Genomic DNA, 18,187 nt, shown 5'->3' with positions numbered 1-18,187 from the left:
AGACGGTACAAACACATGCAGATGAGGGAGTACGCGATGAGCGCACCCGACGGCAGCCCGGTCGGCGCCGAACGCAGCATCGGCCAGCTGTTCGCCTCGGCGACGACCGAGATGTCCGCGCTGGTGCACGACGAGATCGCGCTGGCGAAGGCGCAGCTCAAGCAGGACGTCAAGCGCGGTGTCGCGGGCGGCGGCGCGTTCACGGTCGCCGCCGTGGTGCTGCTGTTCTCCCTGCCGATGCTCAACTTCGCGCTGGCGTACGGGATTCGGACCTGGAGCGGCTGGAACATGGCGCTCTGCTTCCTGCTCTCCTTCGCGGCGAACGTGCTCGTCGCGGTCGTCCTCGCGCTGGTAGGCGTGCTCTTCTTTAAGAAGGCGGCGAAGAGCAAGGGCCCGCAGAAGGTGGCCGCTTCGGTGAAGGAGACCGCGGGCGTCCTGGGCAATGCCAAGCCGCATCCCCGCGCGGCGATCGAAGACCGTGTCCCCGAAGCCATCGAGGCTGTGGCACGCTCGTCCTCATGACGGACCCCGCCAATCCTTGGGCGCAACCCGCTTCGGTCGTACGGCTCGACATTCCCGGCGGGCGCGAGGTGACCCACCGGGATGTCGCGGCCAACGGCGCGCGCTTCCACATCGCGGAGGTGGGCGACGGACCGCTGGTGCTGCTGCTGCACGGCTTCCCCCAGTTCTGGTGGACCTGGCGGCACCAGCTCGGCGCGCTGGCCGACGCCGGGTTCCGGGCCGTCGCCATGGACCTGCGGGGCGTCGGCGGCAGCGACCGCACCCCGCGCGGCTACGACCCCGCCAACCTCGCCCTCGACATCACGGGCGTGATCCGCTCGCTCGGCGAGCCGGACGCCGCGCTGGTCGGGCATGACCTGGGCGGCTATCTCGCGTGGACGGCGGCCGCGATGCGCCCCAAGCTGGTGCGCCGGCTCGCCGTCTCCTCGATGCCGCACCCCCGGCGCTGGCGCAACGCCATGCTGTCCGACGTCAGGCAGTCGGCGGCGAGTTCCTACATCTGGGGGTTCCAGCGCCCCTGGCTCCCCGAGCGGCAACTGCTCGCCGAGGACGCCGAGTTGGTGGGCAAGCTGATCCGGGACTGGTCCGGCGCGAGCCTGCCCGACGACGAAACGGTCGAGGCGTACCGGCGGGCGATGCTGATCCCGTCGACCGCGCACTGCTCGATCGAGCCGTACCGCTGGATGGTGCGGTCGATGGCACGCCCGGACGGCATCCAGTTCAACCGGCGCATGAAGCGGCCGGTGCGGGTGCCGACGCTGCATCTGCACGGCTCGCTGGACCCGGTGCTGCGCACCCGCAGCGCGGCGGGGTCCGGGGAGTACGTCGAAGCGCCGTACCGCTGGCGGCTGTTCGACGGTCTCGGGCACTTCCCGCACGAGGAGGACCCGGTCGTCTTCTCGACCGAACTGGTCAACTGGCTCAAGGATCCCGAACCCGATCGTTGACCGGTGGATGACCGAAGCGTGACCGGTGCGTGACCGCTCCGCTGCGCCCGGTATCCGGATCTGAACACCTGTACTACGAACGGCTACTTGCCTCGCGCATAGGCCAATTGGGGCCCCAAGGGGTGGTTATCGACCTTGGGGCAGGGGCAGACGTCGGGGTATGGGCTGGACGCACGACTACAGTGACGCAGCACGCAATCGCCGCTCGGACCACGGTCTGAGCTCCCACCAACGGGGCGCCCCGCAACTCCAGGGCACCGACCTCAGGGTGGGGATCCCGCGCATTCTGCGCCGCCGGGCCCGCTGGGTCTCGGTACGGCTGCGTCATCCCCGAGGCTGACGCACCCATCCTTTAAAAAGCGGGGCTCACAGCGCGCAACTGTCGCTGTCCACCTGCTCGTTCGCGGTACGCCCCTTGACGATGTCCGGCTGGATCTCGTCCGCGGTGAGCGCGTACCCGGTGTCGGGGTCGTCGAGGGACTTCGCGAAGACCACGCCGTACACCTTGCCCTCGGGCGTGAGCAGCGGGCCGCCGGAGTTGCCCTGGCGGACGGTCGCGTAGAGCGAGTACACATCGCGGCGGACGGTGCCCCGGTGGTAGATGTCCGGGCCGTTGGCCGTGATACGGCCACGCACGCGTGCGGCACGGACGTCGTACGACCCGTTCTCCGGGAAGCCGGCGACGATCGCGCTGTTGCCGCTGGTGGCGTCCTTGGTCGCGAACTGCAGGGAGCGCGCCTTCAGGTCCGGTACGTCGAGTACGGCGATGTCGCGGTGCCAGTCGTAGAGGACGACCTTGGCGTCGTACTTGCGGCCCTGGCCGCCTATCTGGACGGTGGGTTCGTCGACGCCGCCGACGACGTGCGCGTTGGTCATGACGCGGCGGTCGCCGAAGACGAAGCCGCTGCCCTCCAGGACCTTGCCGCAGCTCTGGGCGGTGCCCATGACCTTGACGATGGACTGCTGGGCCCGGGTGGCGACCGCGCTGGAGGCGAGGGCCGGGTCGGGCGGCTGGACATCGTTGATCGGCTCGTTCGCGAAGGGGCTGAAGACCTGCGGGAAGCCGTTCTGCGCGAGGACCGAGGAGAAGTCCGCGAACCAGGTGTCGGCCTGCGAGGGCAGCGCCCTGGAGACCCCCAGCAGCACCTTGGAGCTGCGGACCTCCTTGCCGAGCGTCGGCAGGGTGGTGCCGGCCAGCGCGGAGCCGATCAGCCAGGCGACCAGGAGCATCGCGAGGACGTTGACGAGGGCGCCGCCGGTCGCGTCCAGGGCGCGGGCCGGGGACCAGGTGATGTACCGGCGCAGCTTGTTGCCCAGGTGGGTGGTCAGGGCCTGGCCGACGGAGGCGCAGACGATGACGATGATGACCGCGACGACGGCCGCGGTGGTGCTGACCTCCGACTTCTCGGTCAGCGCGTCCCAGATCACGGGCAGCGTGTAGACGGCGACGAGACCGCCGCCCAGGAACCCGATCACCGACAGGATGCCGACGACGAACCCCTGGCGATAGCCCACGATCGCGAACCACACGGCGGCGACCAGCAGCAGGATGTCCAGCACATTCACGAGCGACACCCTGTCATGACCGCCAGTCGAGGGGGACCTGCTTCTCGGGGTCCCAGGGCCGCTCCCAACCGGAGTAGTGCAGCAGGCGGTCGATCACTCCGGCCGTGAAGCCCCACACAAGGGCCGATTCGACCAGAAATGCCGGACCCAGGAAGCCGCTGGGGTGCGTGACGGTGACTCTGTTGGCCGGATCCGTGAGATCCGCCACGGGGACGGTGAACACACGTGCCGTCTCGTTCGGATCGACCACGCCCACCGGTGTCGGCTCCCGCCACCAGCCCAGCACCGGCGTCACCACGAAACCGCTCACCGGGATGTACAGCTTGGGCAGCACCCCGAAGAGCTGGACTCCGGCCGGGTCGAGCCCGGTCTCCTCCTCGGCCTCGCGGAGAGCGGCCCGCAGCGGTCCGTCACCGGTCGGGTCACCGTCCTCGGGGTCGAGGGCACCACCGGGGAAGGACGGCTGTCCCGCGTGCGACCGGAGCGAGCTCGACCGCTCCATGAGCAGCAGCTCGGGCCCCTGATCGCCCTCCCCGAAGAGGATCAGCACCGCCGACTGCCGCCCCGCCCCGTCCTCCGGCGGCAGGAACCGGCTCAGCTGCAGCGGCTCGACCGTCTCCACGGCGTGCACCACCGGATCCAGCCAGCCCGGCAGCCCGTCCTTGCTGAGCCCCACACCCTGGGTATTGCTCGCGTGCGTCATCCCCCACCCCCGTTCCCACTGATCAACGCCCGATACCTCCGAGATCGTTCCGTCATCCGGCCCCCGATGTCATGCCGGTCCCCGTCGCCTCGGCCCCGTCACGCCGAGCCCAGCGGCGGCGCCGGTTTGCCGCCCGCGTCGAGATAGGCCTGCGGCGGGTTCAGACGCTGGCCCGGGTAGCCGCCCTTCTCGTACTTGAGCAGCTTCTTCGCCTTCTCCGGGTCGGTCTCGCCCTCGCCGTACGCCGGGCAGAGCGGGGCGATGGGGCAGGCGCCGCACGCGGGCTTGCGGGCATGGCAGATCCGGCGGCCGTGGAAGATCACGTGGTGCGAGAGCATCGTCCAGTCGCTCTTCGGGAAGAGCGCTCCCACGGCGGCCTCGATCTTGTCGGGCTCGGTCGCCTCGGTCCACTTCCAGCGCCGTACGAGCCGCTGGAAATGCGTGTCCACGGTGATGCCGGGCCGTCCGAAGGCGTTGCCGAGCACCACGAAGGCGGTCTTGCGGCCCACGCCGGGCAGCTTGACGAGATCTTCGAGCCGGCCGGGCACCTCGCCGCCGAAGTCCGCGACGAGGGCCTTGGAGAGCCCTATGACCGACTTGGTCTTGGCCCGGAAGAACCCGGTCGGGCGGAGGATCTCCTCGACCTGCTCCGGGTCCGCGGCGGCCAGGTCCTCGGGGGTCGGGTACTTGGCGAACAGCGCCGGGGTCGTCTGATTGACCCTCAGGTCGGTGGTCTGCGCGGACAGGACCGTGGCGACCACGAGCTGGAAGGGGTTCTCGAAGTCGAGTTCCGGGTGGGCGTACGGATAGATCTCGGCCAGTTCGCGATTGATCCGGCGGGCGCGGCGGACGAGGGCGGTGTGCGATTCGCTCTTCACGCCGGACATCACTTTTGCACCTTTTGTCACTTTCCTGCCGCCACCCTTGCCGCCGTCAGGGCCCTGTTCGCCCACAGCGGAATCACGAGGTACAACCATCCGCCCAGCCCCCTTGGCCTGTGCTCTCACCGGCGATTTGGACACCCGGCCAGCCTAGAGCCCGCCACTGACATCCGCCCCGGACCCCGAAGATCAGCCCCCAATTGGACCCCTGCCGCTTACCTCGGGACACCTGTGCGGCATCCTTGTGACAGATCACACTGTTTGGACGGTCCAGCAAAATGGGGAGCACGGTCCCCTGGTACCAAGGGGGAACACCATCCCCTGAGCAGGTCGACAAGGAGAGAACTCGTGGACGACGTTCTGCGGCGCGCCCCGCTCTTCGCGGCGCTCGATGACGATCAGGCCGCGGAGCTGCGCGCCTCCATGAGTGAGGTGACCCTCGCGCGCGGGGACTCGCTCTTTCACGAGGGCGACCCCGGCGACCGGCTCTACGTGGTCACCGAGGGCAAGGTGAAGCTCCACCGCACCTCCCCGGACGGCCGCGAGAACATGCTGGCAGTCCTCGGCCCCGGCGAGCTGATCGGCGAGCTGTCGCTGTTCGACCCGGGCCCGCGTACGGCGACCGCCAGCGCGCTGACCGAGGTCAAGCTGCTCGGCCTCGGCCACGGCGACCTCCAGCCCTGGCTGAGCGCCCGCCCCGAGGTGGCCTCCGCGCTGCTGCGCGCGGTCGCCCGCCGACTGCGCAAGACCAACGACGCGATGTCCGACCTGGTCTTCTCGGACGTCCCCGGCCGCGTGGCCCGCGCCCTGCTGGACCTCTCCCGCCGCTTCGGCGTGCAGTCCGAGGAGGGCATCCACGTGGTGCACGACCTCACGCAGGAGGAGCTGGCCCAGCTGGTCGGCGCGTCCCGCGAGACGGTCAACAAGGCGCTCGCCGACTTCGCGGGCCGCGGCTGGCTGCGCCTGGAGGCCCGCGCGGTGATCCTGCTGGACGTGGAGCGGCTGGCGAAGCGCTCGCGCTGATCGCACGTCTTCCAGTCGATCGCACGTCTTCTTACTGAAGGGCCCCGCCACGGCGGGGCCCTTCACATATCGCCGGGTGGGGACCCAAGGGGTGGGGATGAGCGAGGACAAGGCACCGGAGACGGTCTGGGAGCACTCCCGGTGGCGGAGATCGGCGCGCCGACTGTGGCGGACGCCGTTCGAGGAGGGCGTCACGGGCAGAGAGACGCTGGGCCTGTGGCTGACGGACGACACTGTCGCCGTCGCCCGTTTCGACCGCGTGCAGGCCTACCGGATGGCCACGGGCGAGCCCCTGTGGACCTGGCGGCCACCCGGCGAGCAGGTCGTCGCGCGGGTGTCGGCGGACGCCGAGGACGGCGTCGGGGTGGTGCTGCACCACCCCGACGGACTCCTGGACGTGGAGAACGTCGGCCTCACCTCACTGGCCGTCGACACGGGCGAGGTCGTACGGCACCGGGAGCAGGACGCGGAACCGCTCGGGCGTCTCCCGTTCGACATGGCCGTCGGCGGAGGCCTCGTCGCGGCGCCCGTCACGTCCTGGAAGGGGGACCGGGTGACGCTGCGCACCCTCGACGTGGACACGGGAGAGGTCCGGCGCGAGCACACGCTCAGGGACCGGCGCGTCGCGAGGGCGTCCGCCATCAGCGCCCGTCCCTTCGTGGCGCACCTGGAGGCCCGCGGCGCGCGCGGCGGGCCTCAGCTGCTCGTCCTGGACGGTTACCGGAAGGAGCCCGCGACGCTCGCGCTGCCGGACGGATACGCACGGTTCGGCGAGCGGGTCGCCGTGACCGGTGACGTCCTCGCGGTGGAGCTGATCCCCGCCGCCAAGGCCGAACAGGACGCGGGCACCCGGCTCGGGGCGTTCTCCATGTCCTCGGGCGAGTTCCTGTGGGAGTGGCGGAGCAAGGGCGCGTCCATGGTTCCCCTCGCCCATCGTGGCTGGCTCCTGGCCCTGCACCGGTACGGCCGCCGACTGAGCGTGCTCGATCCCGCCGACGGCCGGGTCGTGGCCCGTCGCAGGCTGCGCGCTGACGTTTTCCGTCCGCTCCTCGCCGCGTCCGGTGACGTGATCGCGGTGGGGTGCGAGTTCAGCCGGAACTTCCGCCGACTCCATGTGTTCCGCTGGAGATGACCCCGCTCGGCGGCCGGAAAAGCACTCCCCGGGGGCCCGTCTCCCGGCAGAGTGATCCCATGGCCGGAACCGTTCACCACAGGGGGCTCGACGCCCAGGGATACATCGAGCGCGAGGGCTCCTTGGGGCGTGTCCCGCAAGCCTTCCGCCCGGTCGTCGCCGCCGCGCGTGACCGGCTGATCGACCTCTACGGGGGACGCCTCAACAGCGCGTACCTCTACGGGTCGATCCCGCGCGGCACCGCGCGCGTGGGGCGCAGCGATCTGGACCTGCTCGTGGTGACCCGGCAGGAGCCGACCGAGGAGGACCTCGCCGAAGCCCGCCACCTCGGCGAGGCGCTCGACAAGGAGTTCCCGGAGATCGACGGGGTCGGCACGCTGGTGTACGGCCGGGCACGGCTGCTGAGCGAGCCGGAGACGTACGACCTGGGGTGGTTCGTGGCCTGCCTGTGCACCCCGCTGCTCGGGGAGGACCTGGCCGAGGACCTGCCCCGCTACCGCCCCGACTCCCAGCTGGCCCGGGAGACGAACGGCGACCTGGCCCGCCTGCTCCCCCGCTGGCGCGAGCGCATCGCCACGGCCCAGGACACGGACGAGGCCCGCCGTCCCCTGGTCCGCTCCATGTCCCGCCACCTGGTCCGCACCGGCTTCACCCTGGTCATGCCCCGCTGGAACGGCTGGACCAGCGACTTGCGGGAAATGGCCGAGGCATTCGCCGCGTACTACCCGGAACGGGCGGAAGCCCTGCGCGAGGCGGCGGAGTTCGGCCACGCCCCGCCGGGCGACGCGAGCGTCCTGCGTTCCTACGTCGACGACCTGGGCCCGTGGCTGGCCGAGGAGTACGCGCGCGTGCACGGCGTGAAGACACCGCGCCCGGAGGACGTGGGCACGGACTAGATCAGGCCGTGTTCCTTGAGGTAGTCGAGTTGAGCCCGTACGGACAGCTCCGCCGCCGGCCACAGGGAACGGTCGACGTCCGCGTACACGTGGGCGACGACCTCGGCCGGGCTCCGGTGACCGTTCTCGACGGCCGTCTCGATCTGGGCGAGCCGGTGGGCGCGGTGGGCGAGGTAGAACTCGACGGCACCCTGGGCGTCCTCCAGCACGGGCCCATGTCCCGGCAGGACGGTGTGGACGCCGTCGTCGACGGTGAGGGACCGCAGCCGCCGCAGCGAGTCCAGGTAGTCCCCCAGGCGGCCGTCAGGATGCGCCACGACGGTCGTACCGCGCCCGAGGATGGTGTCCCCGGTCAGCACGGCCTGATCGGCCGGGAGATGGAAGCACAGCGAGTCCCCGGTGTGCCCGGGCGTCGACACCACGACCAGCTCCACCCCGCCGACCCGAACGATCTCCCCGGCCCCCAGCCCCTCGTCCCCGAGCCGCAACGCCGGATCCAGCGCGCGCACCTTGGTACCGGTCAACTCGGCGAACCGGACGGCCCCTTCCGCGTGATCGGGGTGCCCGTGCGTCAACAGGGTCAGGGCGACCCGTTTCCCCGCCTTCTCCGCGGTGTCGATGACATTCCGCAGATGCCCCTCGTCCAACGGCCCCGGATCGATCACCACGGCCAACTCCGAGTCCGGCTCCGCGACGATCCACGTGTTCGTCCCGTCCAAGGTCATCGCGGACGCGTTGGGCGCGAGCACGTTGACGGCACGGGCGGTGGCGGGTCCGGTGAGCACCCCGCCACGAGGCTGTCCGGGGAGGGCGGCTGCGTCGGTCATACGGGGGCGCCTTCCGTGGGGCGGGGAGTGGGGTGCGGGGCGGGGTTCGGTGGGGTGGTCATGTGGGGGTGGGTTTCGGTGAGGCCGGTCTCGGTGACGTGGTTCCGCTCGGGTGGATCGGCGGGAGGCGTCTTCCGTCGGGCTGGTCCTACGGAGGCGGTCTTTCGCCGGGGCGGGGCCCACGGAGGGCGTCCTTCGCCGGGGTGATCGCACGGGCCGACCGCGCGGGAGGTGCCTTTCACCGGGGCAGCCACACAGCGGGCGTCACCCTCCGGACCTTCTACGCGAGAACCACCCCGCGCCGCACCAGCCACACAGCAGGCGTCCTCCTCCACGCTGGTCACGCCGAGGGCGTCGCACGCCGTAACGGCCGCGTGGAAGGCGTCTTTCTTCGGGGTCGTCGCGAGGAAAACGCCTCGCCCTGGGGCGGTCACGTGCGAGGCGTCCCTCGCCGGGCCGGTCCCACGGAGAGCGCCTTCCGCTGAAGCGTCACTACAGGGCTCGCTCTTCAGCGAACCGATCACGCGGTGGGCATCCACCACCAGAGCCGTCACGCGGCAAGCGATCACCGCCGGACCCGCAGCGCGAGAAGCACCCCGCGCCGCACCCGCCACACGGCACCCACCCTCCCCCGAACCGGTCATGCGGGCGCCCCGCCCAAAGGAATGTGCTTCGTGAACTCCCCATGTCCCGGCCAGGTCAGGACGACCTCGTCGGCCTCCAGGCGGGCCCGGGCGAGGACCGGGGTCAGGTCGCGTTCCGGGGCCGCCGCGAGGGCCTCGGACGCGCTGCCGTACGGGATCAGGTCGCGCAGGGTCGCGATGGTGGGCGGCATCATCGTCAGGTCGCCCTTGTCGTACCCGGTCGCCGCCTCGGCCGGGGTGATCCACACCGTGCGGTCGGCCTCGGTGGAGGCGTTGCGGGTGCGCTGGCCCTCCGGGAGGACGGCGACGAAGAACCAGGTGTCGTAGCGGCGGGTCTCGAATTCCGGAGTGATCCAGCGCGCCCACGCGCCCAGCAGGTCGGAGCGCAGGACCAGGCCGCGGCGGTCGAGGAACTCCGCGAAGGACAGGTCGCGGGCGACCAGGGCGGCGCGGTCCGTCTCCCAGTCGGGGCCCGTGGTGTCGCCGACGACCGAGTCGGGGGTCGGTCCGGCGAGCAGGACGCCTGCCTCCTCGTACGTCTCCCGGACCGCCGCGCACACGATCGCCTGGGCCGCCGTCTCGTCGACTCCGAGCCGGTTCGCCCACCACGCGCGCGTGGGGCCCGCCCAGCGGACGTGGTGGTCGTCGTCCCGCGGGTCGACACCGCCGCCCGGGTACGCGTACGCGCCCCCGGCAAAGGCCATGGAGGCGCGTCTGCGCAGCATGTGGACGGCGGGGCCGGTGTTGGTGCCGGTGTCCCTGAGGAGCATCACCGTGGCCGCCCGACGGGGCTCCACCGGCGTGAGCCGGCCCTCCGCGAGCGCCCTGATGCGCTCGGGCCACTCCGCCGGGTACCACTGACCGTTCGCCATGGGCGGAGGCTATCCCGTAGTGCGCTGATGTTCGAGAGGCAACAACACGTACCCCTGGACAGCGATTACGCCCGATCCCGCACCCGGGACGGCGACAGCGCACGCCGGTCGGCGACTACGGCCGATCGCCCGCCCCGGGACGGCGACAGCGATCACGCCCCCCGGGACCGCGAACTACGCCTCCGTCAGCTCCACCTGGATCTCGACCTCGACCGGTGAGTCCAGGGGCAGTACCGCCACGCCGACCGCGCTCCGCGCGTGGACGCCCTTGTCGCCGAGGACCTCGCCGAGGAGTTCGCTGGCGCCGTTGATGACACCGGGCTGGCCGGTGAAGTCGGAGGCCGAGGCGACGAAGCCGACGACCTTCACCACGCGCGCGATGCGGTCGAGGTCACCGGTGACGGACTTGACGGCCGCGAGGGCGTTCAGCGCGCAGGTGCGGGCCAGTTCCTTGGCCTCCTCGGCGGTGACCTCAGCGCCCACCTTGCCGGTGACGGGAAGCTTGCCGTCCACCATGGGCAGCTGGCCCGAGGTGTAGACGTACACCCCGGACCGCACGGCGGGCTGGTACGCGGCGAGCGGCGGGACGACCGCCGGCAGCGTCAGACCGAGCTCGGCCAGCCGGGCGTCGACGGCGCTCATGCCTTCTCCCGCTTGAGGTAGGCCACCAGTTGCTCGGGGTTGTTCGGCCCGGGCACGACCTGGACGAGCTCCCAGCCGTCCTCGCCCCAGGTGTCCAGAATCTGCTTCGTGGCGTGTACGAGAAGCGGCACTGTCGAGTATTCCCACTTGGTCATGCGGCCGACTTTAGCCGCTGCGAACCGGCCGCCGGTCGTCGCGTTATCCACAGCCTCCCGCTTGGTTCGGGCGCGGACTGGTTAGGCTCGAAGACGTGAGCAGGCTCCAGGTCGTCAGTGGCAAGGGCGGTACCGGCAAGACCACGGTGGCCGCGGCCCTCGCGCTGGCCCTGGCCACCGAGGGGAAGCGGACGCTTCTCGTCGAGGTCGAGGGTCGCCAGGGCATCGCGCAGCTCTTCGAGACGGAGACGCTGCCCTATGAGGAGCGCAAAATCGCCGTCGCTCCCGGGGGCGGGGAGGTGTACGCACTGGCCATCGACCCCGAACTGGCCCTTCTGGACTACCTCCAGATGTTCTACAAACTCGGCGGAGCGGGCCGCGCCCTGAAGAAACTCGGCGCCATCGACTTCGCCACCACGGTCGCGCCCGGCCTCCGGGACGTCCTCCTGACCGGCAAGGCCTGCGAGGCCGTACGCCGCAAGGAGAAGAGCGGACGGTTCGCCTACGACTACGTCGTGATGGACGCGCCGCCCACCGGCCGCATCACCCGCTTCCTGAACGTCAACGACGAGGTCGCCGGGCTCGCGAAGATCGGCCCGATACACAATCAGGCGCAGGCGGTGATGCGGGTCCTGAAGTCCCCGGAGACGGCCGTGCACCTGGTGACGCTCCTGGAGGAGATGCCCGTCCAGGAGACCGCGGACGGCATCACCGAACTCCGGGCCGCCCGGCTGCCGGTGGGCCGGATCATCGTGAACATGGTCCGCCCCGAGGTGCTGGACGCGGCCGACCTCGATCTCGTACGGGCCGTCCCGCGCACCGCCGTGGCCCAGGCACTGTCGTCCGCGGGCCTCGGCGGGGCCCGGCGCGGCGGGAACGCCGAGAAGCTGGTGGACCCGCTGCTCGCGCAGGCCGAGGAGTACGCCGCGCGGTACACGCTGGAGCACGACCAGCGGGCCGTACTCGGCGAGCAGGGCCTGCCGTTGCACGAACTGCCGTTGCTCACCGAGGGCATGGACCTCGGGGGCCTGTACGAACTCGCCAGCGAGCTGCGGAAGCAGGGGATGTCATGAGTCCGGACCCGGCCCGCGCGACGGACCCCGCCCACGCACGGGACACCCCCCACGGCTCCCGCTCCCACCACATCTCCCACGCGCGCGTGCTCGACGTGGATCCGCTGATCGACGACCCGGAGACCCGCATCGTCGTATGCTGCGGCTCCGGCGGGGTCGGCAAGACGACCACCGCGGCCGCGCTCGGGCTGCGGGCCGCCGAGCGGGGACGCCGGGTCGTCGTCCTGACCATCGACCCGGCCCGCAGGCTCGCCCAGTCCATGGGCATCGACTCGCTGGACAACACCCCGAGGCGCGTGAAGGGCGTCGACGGGGACGGCGAACTGCACGCCATGATGCTCGACATGAAGCGCACCTTCGACGAGATCGTCGAGGCGCACGCGGACCGCGAGCGGGCGGCCGCGATTCTCAACAACCCCTTCTACCAGTCGCTTTCGGCGGGCTTCGCGGGCACGCAGGAGTACATGGCGATGGAGAAGCTGGGCCAGTTGCGCGCCCAGCACGACTGGGACCTGATCGTCGTGGACACCCCGCCGTCCCGCTCGGCGCTCGACTTCCTGGACGCGCCGAAACGTCTCGGCTCGTTCCTGGACGGCAAGCTGATCCGGCTGCTGACCGCGCCGGCGAAGCTCGGCGGCCGGGCCGGGATGAAGTTCCTCAACGTCGGCATGTCGATGATGACCGGCACGCTCGGCAAGCTGCTCGGCGGTCAACTGCTCAAGGACATCCAGACGTTCATCTCAGCGATGGACACCACCTTCGGTGGCTTCCGCACGCGCGCGGACGCGACGTACAAGCTGCTCCAGGCGCCCGGCACGGCGTTCCTGGTGGTCGCGGCCCCGGAGCGGGACGCCCTGCGCGAGGCGGCGTACTTCGTGGAGCGGCTGGCGGCCGAGGAGATGCCGCTGGCCGGTCTGGTCCTCAACCGGGTCCACGGCAGCGGAGCCGCCCGGCTGTCGGCCGAGCGGGCACTCGCCGCCGCGGAAAATCTTGAAGAGCCCCGCATTGTCGATCAGGTGGGCGGGAAAGCTGGACTTCGTAACTCTCCCGACACGTACGGCAGTTCAGAATCTCCCGCTTCATCGCCCGCCACCGAGGCAGCAGTTCGCGCCGCAGCTCCTGACGAAGGCTCCCCCGCCGACACGGACCAGGAGCGGTCCGCCGCCACGGACGACACCGACGATCAGCCGACCGACGACGAGCGATCCGTCGACCAACTCACCGCGGGCCTGCTGAAGTTGCACGCCGAGCGGATGCGCCTGCTCTCACGTGAGCAGCGCACACGTGACCGCTTCACCGCGCGCCACCCGGAGGTGGCCGTCGCCGAAGTGGCCGCGCTGCCCGGCGATGTACACGACCTCGCGGGGCTGCGGGACATCGGGAACCGGCTCGCGGCCGGTCGGCCGGAGCTGCCCGAGACGAAGGTCTGACGCACGCCCCGGGACGCAACTCCCCGGGCGGGTACCCCGGGGATCGCCCGGGGTCGATCGGCCCCTACGGGACCGGCGTCAGCCCACCGCCGCGTAGTTCTCGTAGATCTCGTCGTCGTCGAGGGGGATGATGCCGACCCCTCGTTCGTACTCGATACGCGCGGTCTCCAGTAGCCGGCGCCATGAAGTGACAGTGGGCCGCCTGCGCAGCAGTGCGCGGCGCTCCCGCTCCGTCATTCCTCCCCACACGCCGAATTCGACGCGGTTGTCGAGCGCATCGGCGAGGCACTCCGTGCGCACCGGACATCCGGTGCACACTGCCTTCGCCCTGTTCTGCGCTGCTCCTTGAACGAACAGTTCATCCGGATCGGTAGTGCGGCAGGCCGCCTGCGCACTCCAGTCGGTAACCCAGCCCATACCGGCGCCGTCCTCTCCCGAATCGAGGCTCCCCCACGGCGGCAGCGGCATATTCACCGCCGCCAGTTGAGGACGTTACGGAAGGTGGGCACAGCGCAACACCCCCTTCGGGCCCAATCTTGAATGGCCCGAACGGACTATGGGTAAGCGGCAGATCACCCGGGGGAGTGAGCTGACGACATGCGTGACTTTCCCGGCAAAGCGGGACAGTTGACATGCGCCACAAGGGGCACCAGGTGACACAGGAGGCGGATTCGGACACGCCTCCGACAAATAATCCGGAACGACCGGAACGATTCGGGGTCGCCGGACGTATTGATACGTGACCGCGCTGCTGTGACAGTTGAGAGCAGCTTAGGCCAACGCCTATACACGTGTCCGGCGAATGAGAACGTAGGCTGCCCCCATGCCAAAAAAGCGCTCGGGTGGTGGTCTGTCCCCCCTGCAACAGACCGCCAAGTTCCTCGGTGTCAGTGTGCTCGCCGGTGCCGTGATGGCCGGAATCGCGATGCCCGCGGCCGGCGCGCTGGGACTCGCGGCCAAGGGGTCGGTCCAGGGGTTCGACGACATCCCGGACAGTCTGAAGAGCCCTCAGCTCAGCCAGCGCACCACGATCCTGGACAGCAAGGGCAACCAGATCGCCTCGGTCTACTCCCGTGACCGCACGGTGGTGGAGCTCAAGGACATCTCGCCGTACATGCAGAAGGCGATCGTCGCGATCGAGGACTCGCGCTTCTACCAGCACGGCGCGATCGACCTGAAGGGCGTCCTGCGCGCGCTGAACAAGAACGCGCAGAGCGGCGGGGTCTCCCAGGGCGCCTCGACCCTCACCCAGCAGCTGGTGAAGAACTACTTCGTGGAGGAGGCCGGTGACGACCCGACGAAGGTCGCGCAGGCCACGCAGCAGACGCTCGGCCGCAAGGTCAAGGAACTGAAGTACGCGATCCAGATCGAAGAGAAGCTCGGCAAGAAGAAGATCCTCGAGAACTACCTGAACATCACCTTCTTCGGAGAGCAGGCCTACGGCGTCGAGGCCGCGTCCGAGCGCTACTTCTCCCAGCACGCCAAGGACCTGAACCTCCAGCAGTCGGCACTCCTCGCGGGCATCGTCCAGTCGCCCACGCGCTACGACCCGATCAACGACGAGGCCGAGGCCAAGAAGCGGCGCAACACCGTGCTGGCCCGCATGGCCGAGGTCGGCGACATCTCCAAGGCGGACGCGCTCAAGGCCGAGCAGAGCGACCTCGGCCTGAAGGTCAGCCAGCCGAAGAACGGCTGCATCACCGCGGTCAAGGGCGCCAGCTTCTTCTGCAAGTACGTCGAGAAGGTCTTCCTGAGCGACCCGGTCTTCGGCAAGACCAAGGAGGCCCGGGCGAAGATCTGGAACCAGGGCGGCCTGACGATCCGTACGACCCTGGACCCTCAGGCCCAGGACTCGGTGCAGGCCTCGCTCAAGGACCACATCTACAAGTCGGACTCGGTCGCCGCGGCGGCCACCCTCGTCGAGCCCGGCACCGGCAAGATCCTCGGGATGGGCCAGTCGAAGCCGTACGGCTACGGCAAGAACGAGACCGAGTACAACTACTCGGTCAACGCCGACATGGGCGGCTCGAACTTCGGCTTCCCGACCGGTTCGACGTTCAAGCCGTTCGTCGCGGCGGCCGCGCTGGAGCAGGGCCTGCCGGCCACCCAGCAGTACCCGGCGCCGTACTCGATGGACTACCCGAGCCCCGTCTCGACCTGCAGCGGCAAGAACTGGGTCAACACGGACGGCGCGACGGTGGAGAACGAGAGCGAGTCGGAGAAGGGTCCGTACGCGCTGAAGGAGGCGATGGCCAAGTCGGTCAACACCTACTTCGTGCAGATGATCTCCGACATCGGTCTGTGCCCCGTGGTGAACATGACCAACAAGCTCGGGGTCGTGCAGGGCAACGGCGACAAGATCCCCGAGGTCCCGGCCATCGCGCTCGGTTCCAAGGGCCTCTCGCCGCTGACGATGGCCTCCGCGTACGCGGCCTTCGCCAACGAGGGCACGTACTGCACCCCGATCGCCATCGAGTCCATCACCCAGAAGGTGGGCAACGAGCAGAAGTCGCTCGCCGTCCCCAAGTCGACCTGCACGCGCGCGATGAGCAAGAAGACCGCCGACACGATCAACACCGTGCTGCGCGGCGTGGTCGACTCCGGCACCGGCCAGGAGGCCGGCCTCACCGACCGCGAGAGCGCCGGTAAGACGGGTACGACGGACGCGCGCAAGAACGCCTGGTTCGTCGGCTACACCCCGAACCTGGCCGGCGCGGTCTGGGTCGGCAGCCCCAAGCAGAACGTCGAGATGACCAGCATCCGCATCGGCGGCGTCTGGCACGACGAGGTCTACGGCGCCGACACCCCCGGCCCGATCTGGAAGGACGCCATGACGGGCGCCCTGGAGGGCAAGCAGGTCGAGAACTTCCAGCTCGTCAACATCCCGGACCCCGTCAAGAAGGACAAGGGCAACGACGGCGGCAAGAACAACGACAACGGCGGCCTGACCACCGACGGCGGCACCACCGGCACGACCGACGGCGGCACCACCCCGACCCCGACGTTCTCGTTCCCCGACGGCTTCATCCAGGGCAACGACAACGGCGGAAACAACGGCAACGGGAACGGCGGCAACAGGGGCTGACACCCCGGCGGTCGGCAGTTCCCCTGCCTTCTGCGTCTGCTTCTTCGTCTACGACGACGGGGGCGCCCCTTTTCGCAAGGGGCGCCCCCGTCGTCGTAGAGAAAAGTGTTTCTCCAGGGGTCGGTTCAACCGGCGAGGAGCTTCTTCACCACGGCGGCGACGCGGCCGCCCTCGGCCAGGCCGGCGACCTTCGGGTTCACGATCTTCATGACGGCGCCCATCGCGCGCGGGCCCTCGGCGCCGGCCGCCCTGGCCTCCTCGACGGCCTGGGTGACGATCGCGGTCAGCTCCTCGTCGCCGAGTTGCTTGGGCAGGTACTCGGCGAGGATCTCGCCCTCCGCCGTCTCCTGCGCGGCCGACTCGGGGCGACCGCCCTGCGCGAAGGCGTCCGCGGCCTCGCGGCGCTTCTTCGCCTCCTTGGTGATCACCTTGAGGACCTCGTCGTCGGAGAGCTCGCGCTTCTCCTTGCCCGCGACCTCCTGATTGGTGATCGCGGAGAGCGTCAGCCGGAGCGTGGAGGAGCGCAGCTTGTCGTGCGCCTTGATCGCGGCGTTGAGGTCTTCCTGCAGCTTCGCCTTGAGCGTGGTGGTCATGGGTCCGATTCTCGCAGGTGCGTGAGTCCGGCCGCCCGCGGATTTAAGGGGCCCGCTTGAGGGACTGCTTGAGGGACTGCTTGAGGCACTGCTTGAGGCACTGCTTGAGGCACTGCTTGATGGGCCCTCTGAGGGGCCTCTTAGGTGGCCGCGGCCGACGGGGTGTCAGTGGGGTCTGACACGATGGCGGTATGCGCGCGCGATACGGAGTACCCCTGGGAATTGCGGCGGCCGGTGCCGCCGGTCTGGTCTACGCGGCGGGCTTCGAGGTCCGCTCCTTCCGGCTGCGCCGGGTGACGGTCCCCGTGCTGCCGGCCGGCATGCGCCCGCTCAGAGTCCTCCAGGTCTCCGACATCCACATGGTCGGCGGCCAGCGCAAGAAGCAGCGCTGGCTGCGCTCGCTCGCGGGCCTGCGCCCCGACTTCGTGATCAACACCGGCGACAACCTCTCCGACCCGGAGGCCATCCCCGAGGTCCTGGACGCGCTCGGCCCGCTGATGGACTTCCCGGGCGCGTACGTCTTCGGCTCGAACGACTACTACGGCCCCACACCCCGTAACCCCGCCCGGTACCTGTTCGAGAAGACCGCGGGCCGCCACGGGCTGAACGGCAACCCGCCCGTCGTAGGCGCCGTCCACATCCCGTGGGAGGACCTGCGGGACGGTTTCGACGCGGCGGGCTGGCTGAACCTCACGAACACGCGGGGCACGCTGAAACTCGAGGGCGCGTCCGTGGAGTTGACCGGCCTGGACGACCCCCACATCAAGCGTGACCGCTACGCGCGCGTGGCCGGCGGCCCGTCCGACGACGCCGACTTCTCGATGGCCGTGGTGCACGCGCCGTACCTCCGGGCCCTGGACGCGTTCGCGGCGGACGGCTATCCCCTGATCCTCGGCGGCCACACGCACGGCGGCCAGCTGTGCATTCCGTTCTACGGCGCGCTGGTCACCAACTGCGACCTGGATACGGACCGGGTGAAGGGGTTGTCCCGGCACACGGCGGAGGGGCGGACGTCGTATCTCCATGTGTCGGCGGGGTGCGGGACCAATCGGTATACGCCGGTGCGGTTTGCTTGTCCGCCGGAGGCGACGTTGTTGACGTTGGTGGGGCGGGAGTAGGTAGTCGGGGGTGGGTCGTCGGGGGTAGGTGCTGTCTCTTATACACATCTCCGAGCCCACGAGACTAGGCATGATCTC

General features: G+C 70.0%; 19 protein-coding genes. 10 read left to right on the top strand and 9 right to left on the bottom strand.

Annotated features, from left to right (window positions below; genetic code table 11):
* Nucleotides 1-36: 36 nt before the first annotated feature.
* The 3 genes from OO69_RS45925 (at nucleotide 37) to OO69_RS53355 (ending at nucleotide 1,809) form a co-directional block, all read left to right on the top strand.
* A complete protein-coding gene (locus OO69_RS45925) occupies nucleotides 37-522 on the top strand; it encodes a phage holin family protein (RefSeq protein WP_033286992.1) in 486 nt (161 codons plus the stop codon).
* Nucleotides 519-1,469, top strand: coding sequence for an alpha/beta fold hydrolase (locus tag OO69_RS45920; protein ID WP_033286981.1), 951 nt, complete (start codon nucleotides 519-521; stop codon nucleotides 1,467-1,469). The genes OO69_RS45925 and OO69_RS45920 overlap by 4 nt, the downstream gene beginning before the upstream one ends.
* Nucleotides 1,470-1,629: 160 nt before the next feature.
* Nucleotides 1,630-1,809 carry a hypothetical protein gene (locus tag OO69_RS53355; RefSeq protein ID WP_078623198.1) on the top strand — a complete coding sequence of 60 codons (180 nt, stop codon included), beginning with the start codon at nucleotides 1,630-1,632 and terminating at the stop codon, nucleotides 1,807-1,809.
* Nucleotides 1,810-1,835: 26 nt separating this feature from the next.
* Here OO69_RS53355 and OO69_RS45915 read toward each other — a convergent pair whose 3' ends face one another.
* The 3 genes from OO69_RS45915 to nth all read right to left on the bottom strand — a co-directional run bounded on the left by OO69_RS45915 (nucleotide 1,836) and on the right by nth (nucleotide 4,625).
* Nucleotides 1,836-3,035: a MarP family serine protease gene (locus tag OO69_RS45915; RefSeq protein ID WP_033286991.1), complete on the bottom strand. Its 1,200-nt coding sequence runs from the start codon at nucleotides 3,033-3,035 to the stop codon at nucleotides 1,836-1,838.
* 13 nt (nucleotides 3,036-3,048) lie between these two features.
* Nucleotides 3,049-3,738, bottom strand: a complete 690-nt coding sequence (locus tag OO69_RS45910; RefSeq protein ID WP_033286980.1) for an NUDIX hydrolase — start codon at nucleotides 3,736-3,738, stop codon at nucleotides 3,049-3,051.
* Nucleotides 3,739-3,836: 98 nt separating this feature from the next.
* Nucleotides 3,837-4,625 carry an endonuclease III gene (gene nth / locus OO69_RS45905; RefSeq protein ID WP_051801788.1) on the bottom strand — a complete coding sequence of 263 codons (789 nt, stop codon included), beginning with the start codon at nucleotides 4,623-4,625 and terminating at the stop codon, nucleotides 3,837-3,839.
* Between the two features lie 342 nt (nucleotides 4,626-4,967).
* Here nth and OO69_RS45900 point away from each other — a divergent pair, with 342 nt between their 5' ends.
* From OO69_RS45900 to OO69_RS45890, 3 genes are all read left to right on the top strand, one after another.
* The gene (locus OO69_RS45900; protein WP_019063754.1) at nucleotides 4,968-5,642 is read left to right on the top strand and encodes a Crp/Fnr family transcriptional regulator; all 675 of its coding nucleotides are present in this window, start codon (nucleotides 4,968-4,970) and stop codon (nucleotides 5,640-5,642) included.
* A 97-nt stretch (nucleotides 5,643-5,739) separates the two neighbouring features.
* A complete protein-coding gene (locus tag OO69_RS45895) occupies nucleotides 5,740-6,774 on the top strand; it encodes a PQQ-binding-like beta-propeller repeat protein (protein ID WP_033286979.1) in 1,035 nt (344 codons plus the stop codon).
* A 59-nt stretch (nucleotides 6,775-6,833) separates the two neighbouring features.
* On the top strand, nucleotides 6,834-7,670 hold the full coding sequence (locus OO69_RS45890) for a nucleotidyltransferase domain-containing protein (RefSeq protein WP_033286978.1): 837 nt from the start codon (nucleotides 6,834-6,836) through the stop codon (nucleotides 7,668-7,670).
* Here OO69_RS45890 and OO69_RS45885 read toward each other — a convergent pair.
* From OO69_RS45885 to OO69_RS51720, 4 genes are all read right to left on the bottom strand, one after another.
* Nucleotides 7,667-8,497, bottom strand: coding sequence for an MBL fold metallo-hydrolase (locus OO69_RS45885; protein ID WP_033286977.1), 831 nt, complete (start codon nucleotides 8,495-8,497; stop codon nucleotides 7,667-7,669). The two genes, OO69_RS45890 and OO69_RS45885, sit on opposite strands and share 4 nt — an antisense overlap.
* A gap of 640 nt (nucleotides 8,498-9,137) precedes the next feature.
* The gene (locus OO69_RS45880; RefSeq protein WP_033286976.1) at nucleotides 9,138-10,013 is read right to left on the bottom strand and encodes an NUDIX hydrolase; all 876 of its coding nucleotides are present in this window, start codon (nucleotides 10,011-10,013) and stop codon (nucleotides 9,138-9,140) included.
* A 174-nt stretch (nucleotides 10,014-10,187) separates the two neighbouring features.
* On the bottom strand, nucleotides 10,188-10,655 hold the full coding sequence (locus OO69_RS45875; protein WP_033286975.1) for a RidA family protein: 468 nt from the start codon (nucleotides 10,653-10,655) through the stop codon (nucleotides 10,188-10,190).
* A complete protein-coding gene (locus OO69_RS51720) occupies nucleotides 10,652-10,810 on the bottom strand; it encodes a DUF4177 domain-containing protein (RefSeq protein WP_019063748.1) in 159 nt (52 codons plus the stop codon). The genes OO69_RS45875 and OO69_RS51720 overlap by 4 nt, the downstream gene beginning before the upstream one ends.
* A 95-nt stretch (nucleotides 10,811-10,905) precedes the next feature.
* Between OO69_RS51720 and OO69_RS45870 the strand changes: the two genes are divergently transcribed.
* Nucleotides 10,906-11,883, top strand: a complete 978-nt coding sequence (locus OO69_RS45870) for an ArsA family ATPase (protein ID WP_033286974.1) — start codon at nucleotides 10,906-10,908, stop codon at nucleotides 11,881-11,883.
* Nucleotides 11,880-13,313, top strand: a complete 1,434-nt coding sequence (locus OO69_RS45865) for an ArsA family ATPase (protein WP_033286973.1) — start codon at nucleotides 11,880-11,882, stop codon at nucleotides 13,311-13,313. The genes OO69_RS45870 and OO69_RS45865 overlap by 4 nt, the downstream gene beginning before the upstream one ends.
* 78 nt (nucleotides 13,314-13,391) lie before the next feature.
* On the opposite strand, the gene wblA is transcribed toward OO69_RS45865, so the two are convergent.
* The gene (wblA, locus tag OO69_RS45860) at nucleotides 13,392-13,730 is read right to left on the bottom strand and encodes a transcriptional regulator WblA (RefSeq protein ID WP_019063745.1); all 339 of its coding nucleotides are present in this window, start codon (nucleotides 13,728-13,730) and stop codon (nucleotides 13,392-13,394) included.
* 406 nt (nucleotides 13,731-14,136) lie between these two features.
* On the opposite strand from wblA, the gene OO69_RS45855 reads away from it, so the two are divergent.
* Nucleotides 14,137-16,398, top strand: a complete 2,262-nt coding sequence (locus OO69_RS45855; protein ID WP_033286972.1) for a transglycosylase domain-containing protein — start codon at nucleotides 14,137-14,139, stop codon at nucleotides 16,396-16,398.
* 125 nt (nucleotides 16,399-16,523) lie between these two features.
* Here the strand turns inward: OO69_RS45855 and OO69_RS45850 are convergent, their stop codons facing one another.
* The gene (locus OO69_RS45850; protein WP_033286971.1) at nucleotides 16,524-16,991 is read right to left on the bottom strand and encodes a GatB/YqeY domain-containing protein; all 468 of its coding nucleotides are present in this window, start codon (nucleotides 16,989-16,991) and stop codon (nucleotides 16,524-16,526) included.
* 191 nt (nucleotides 16,992-17,182) lie between these two features.
* Here OO69_RS45850 and OO69_RS45845 point away from each other — a divergent pair, with 191 nt between their 5' ends.
* Nucleotides 17,183-18,109 carry a metallophosphoesterase gene (locus OO69_RS45845; protein ID WP_033286970.1) on the top strand — a complete coding sequence of 309 codons (927 nt, stop codon included), beginning with the start codon at nucleotides 17,183-17,185 and terminating at the stop codon, nucleotides 18,107-18,109.
* Nucleotides 18,110-18,187: the final 78 nt, after the last annotated feature.

This window comes from Streptomyces sp. NRRL F-525 (assembly GCF_000716605.1).
Classification (GTDB): domain Bacteria; phylum Actinomycetota; class Actinomycetes; order Streptomycetales; family Streptomycetaceae; genus Streptomyces.
The sequence above is the reverse complement of the archived record's forward strand: the minus strand, read 5'-3'. Positions and strand labels throughout refer to the sequence as shown.

Coding starts and splice junctions, on each gene's coding strand:
- OO69_RS45925 (WP_033286992.1), top strand. CDS start 37: ATGAGCGCACCCGACGGCAGCCCGGTCGGCGCCGAACGCAGCATCGGC.
- OO69_RS45920 (WP_033286981.1), top strand. CDS start 519: ATGACGGACCCCGCCAATCCTTGGGCGCAACCCGCTTCGGTCGTACGG.
- OO69_RS53355 (WP_078623198.1), top strand. CDS start 1,630: ATGGGCTGGACGCACGACTACAGTGACGCAGCACGCAATCGCCGCTCG.
- OO69_RS45910 (WP_033286980.1), bottom strand. CDS start 3,738: ATGACGCACGCGAGCAATACCCAGGGTGTGGGGCTCAGCAAGGACGGG.
- nth (WP_051801788.1), bottom strand. CDS start 4,625: ATGTCCGGCGTGAAGAGCGAATCGCACACCGCCCTCGTCCGCCGCGCC.
- OO69_RS45895 (WP_033286979.1), top strand. CDS start 5,740: ATGAGCGAGGACAAGGCACCGGAGACGGTCTGGGAGCACTCCCGGTGG.
- OO69_RS45890 (WP_033286978.1), top strand. CDS start 6,834: ATGGCCGGAACCGTTCACCACAGGGGGCTCGACGCCCAGGGATACATC.
- OO69_RS45885 (WP_033286977.1), bottom strand. CDS start 8,497: ATGACCGACGCAGCCGCCCTCCCCGGACAGCCTCGTGGCGGGGTGCTC.
- OO69_RS45880 (WP_033286976.1), bottom strand. CDS start 10,013: ATGGCGAACGGTCAGTGGTACCCGGCGGAGTGGCCCGAGCGCATCAGG.
- OO69_RS45875 (WP_033286975.1), bottom strand. CDS start 10,655: ATGAGCGCCGTCGACGCCCGGCTGGCCGAGCTCGGTCTGACGCTGCCG.
- OO69_RS51720 (WP_019063748.1), bottom strand. CDS start 10,810: ATGACCAAGTGGGAATACTCGACAGTGCCGCTTCTCGTACACGCCACG.
- OO69_RS45865 (WP_033286973.1), top strand. CDS start 11,880: ATGAGTCCGGACCCGGCCCGCGCGACGGACCCCGCCCACGCACGGGAC.
- wblA (WP_019063745.1), bottom strand. CDS start 13,730: ATGGGCTGGGTTACCGACTGGAGTGCGCAGGCGGCCTGCCGCACTACC.
- OO69_RS45855 (WP_033286972.1), top strand. CDS start 14,137: ATGCCAAAAAAGCGCTCGGGTGGTGGTCTGTCCCCCCTGCAACAGACC.
- OO69_RS45850 (WP_033286971.1), bottom strand. CDS start 16,991: ATGACCACCACGCTCAAGGCGAAGCTGCAGGAAGACCTCAACGCCGCG.
- OO69_RS45845 (WP_033286970.1), top strand. CDS start 17,183: ATGCGCGCGCGATACGGAGTACCCCTGGGAATTGCGGCGGCCGGTGCC.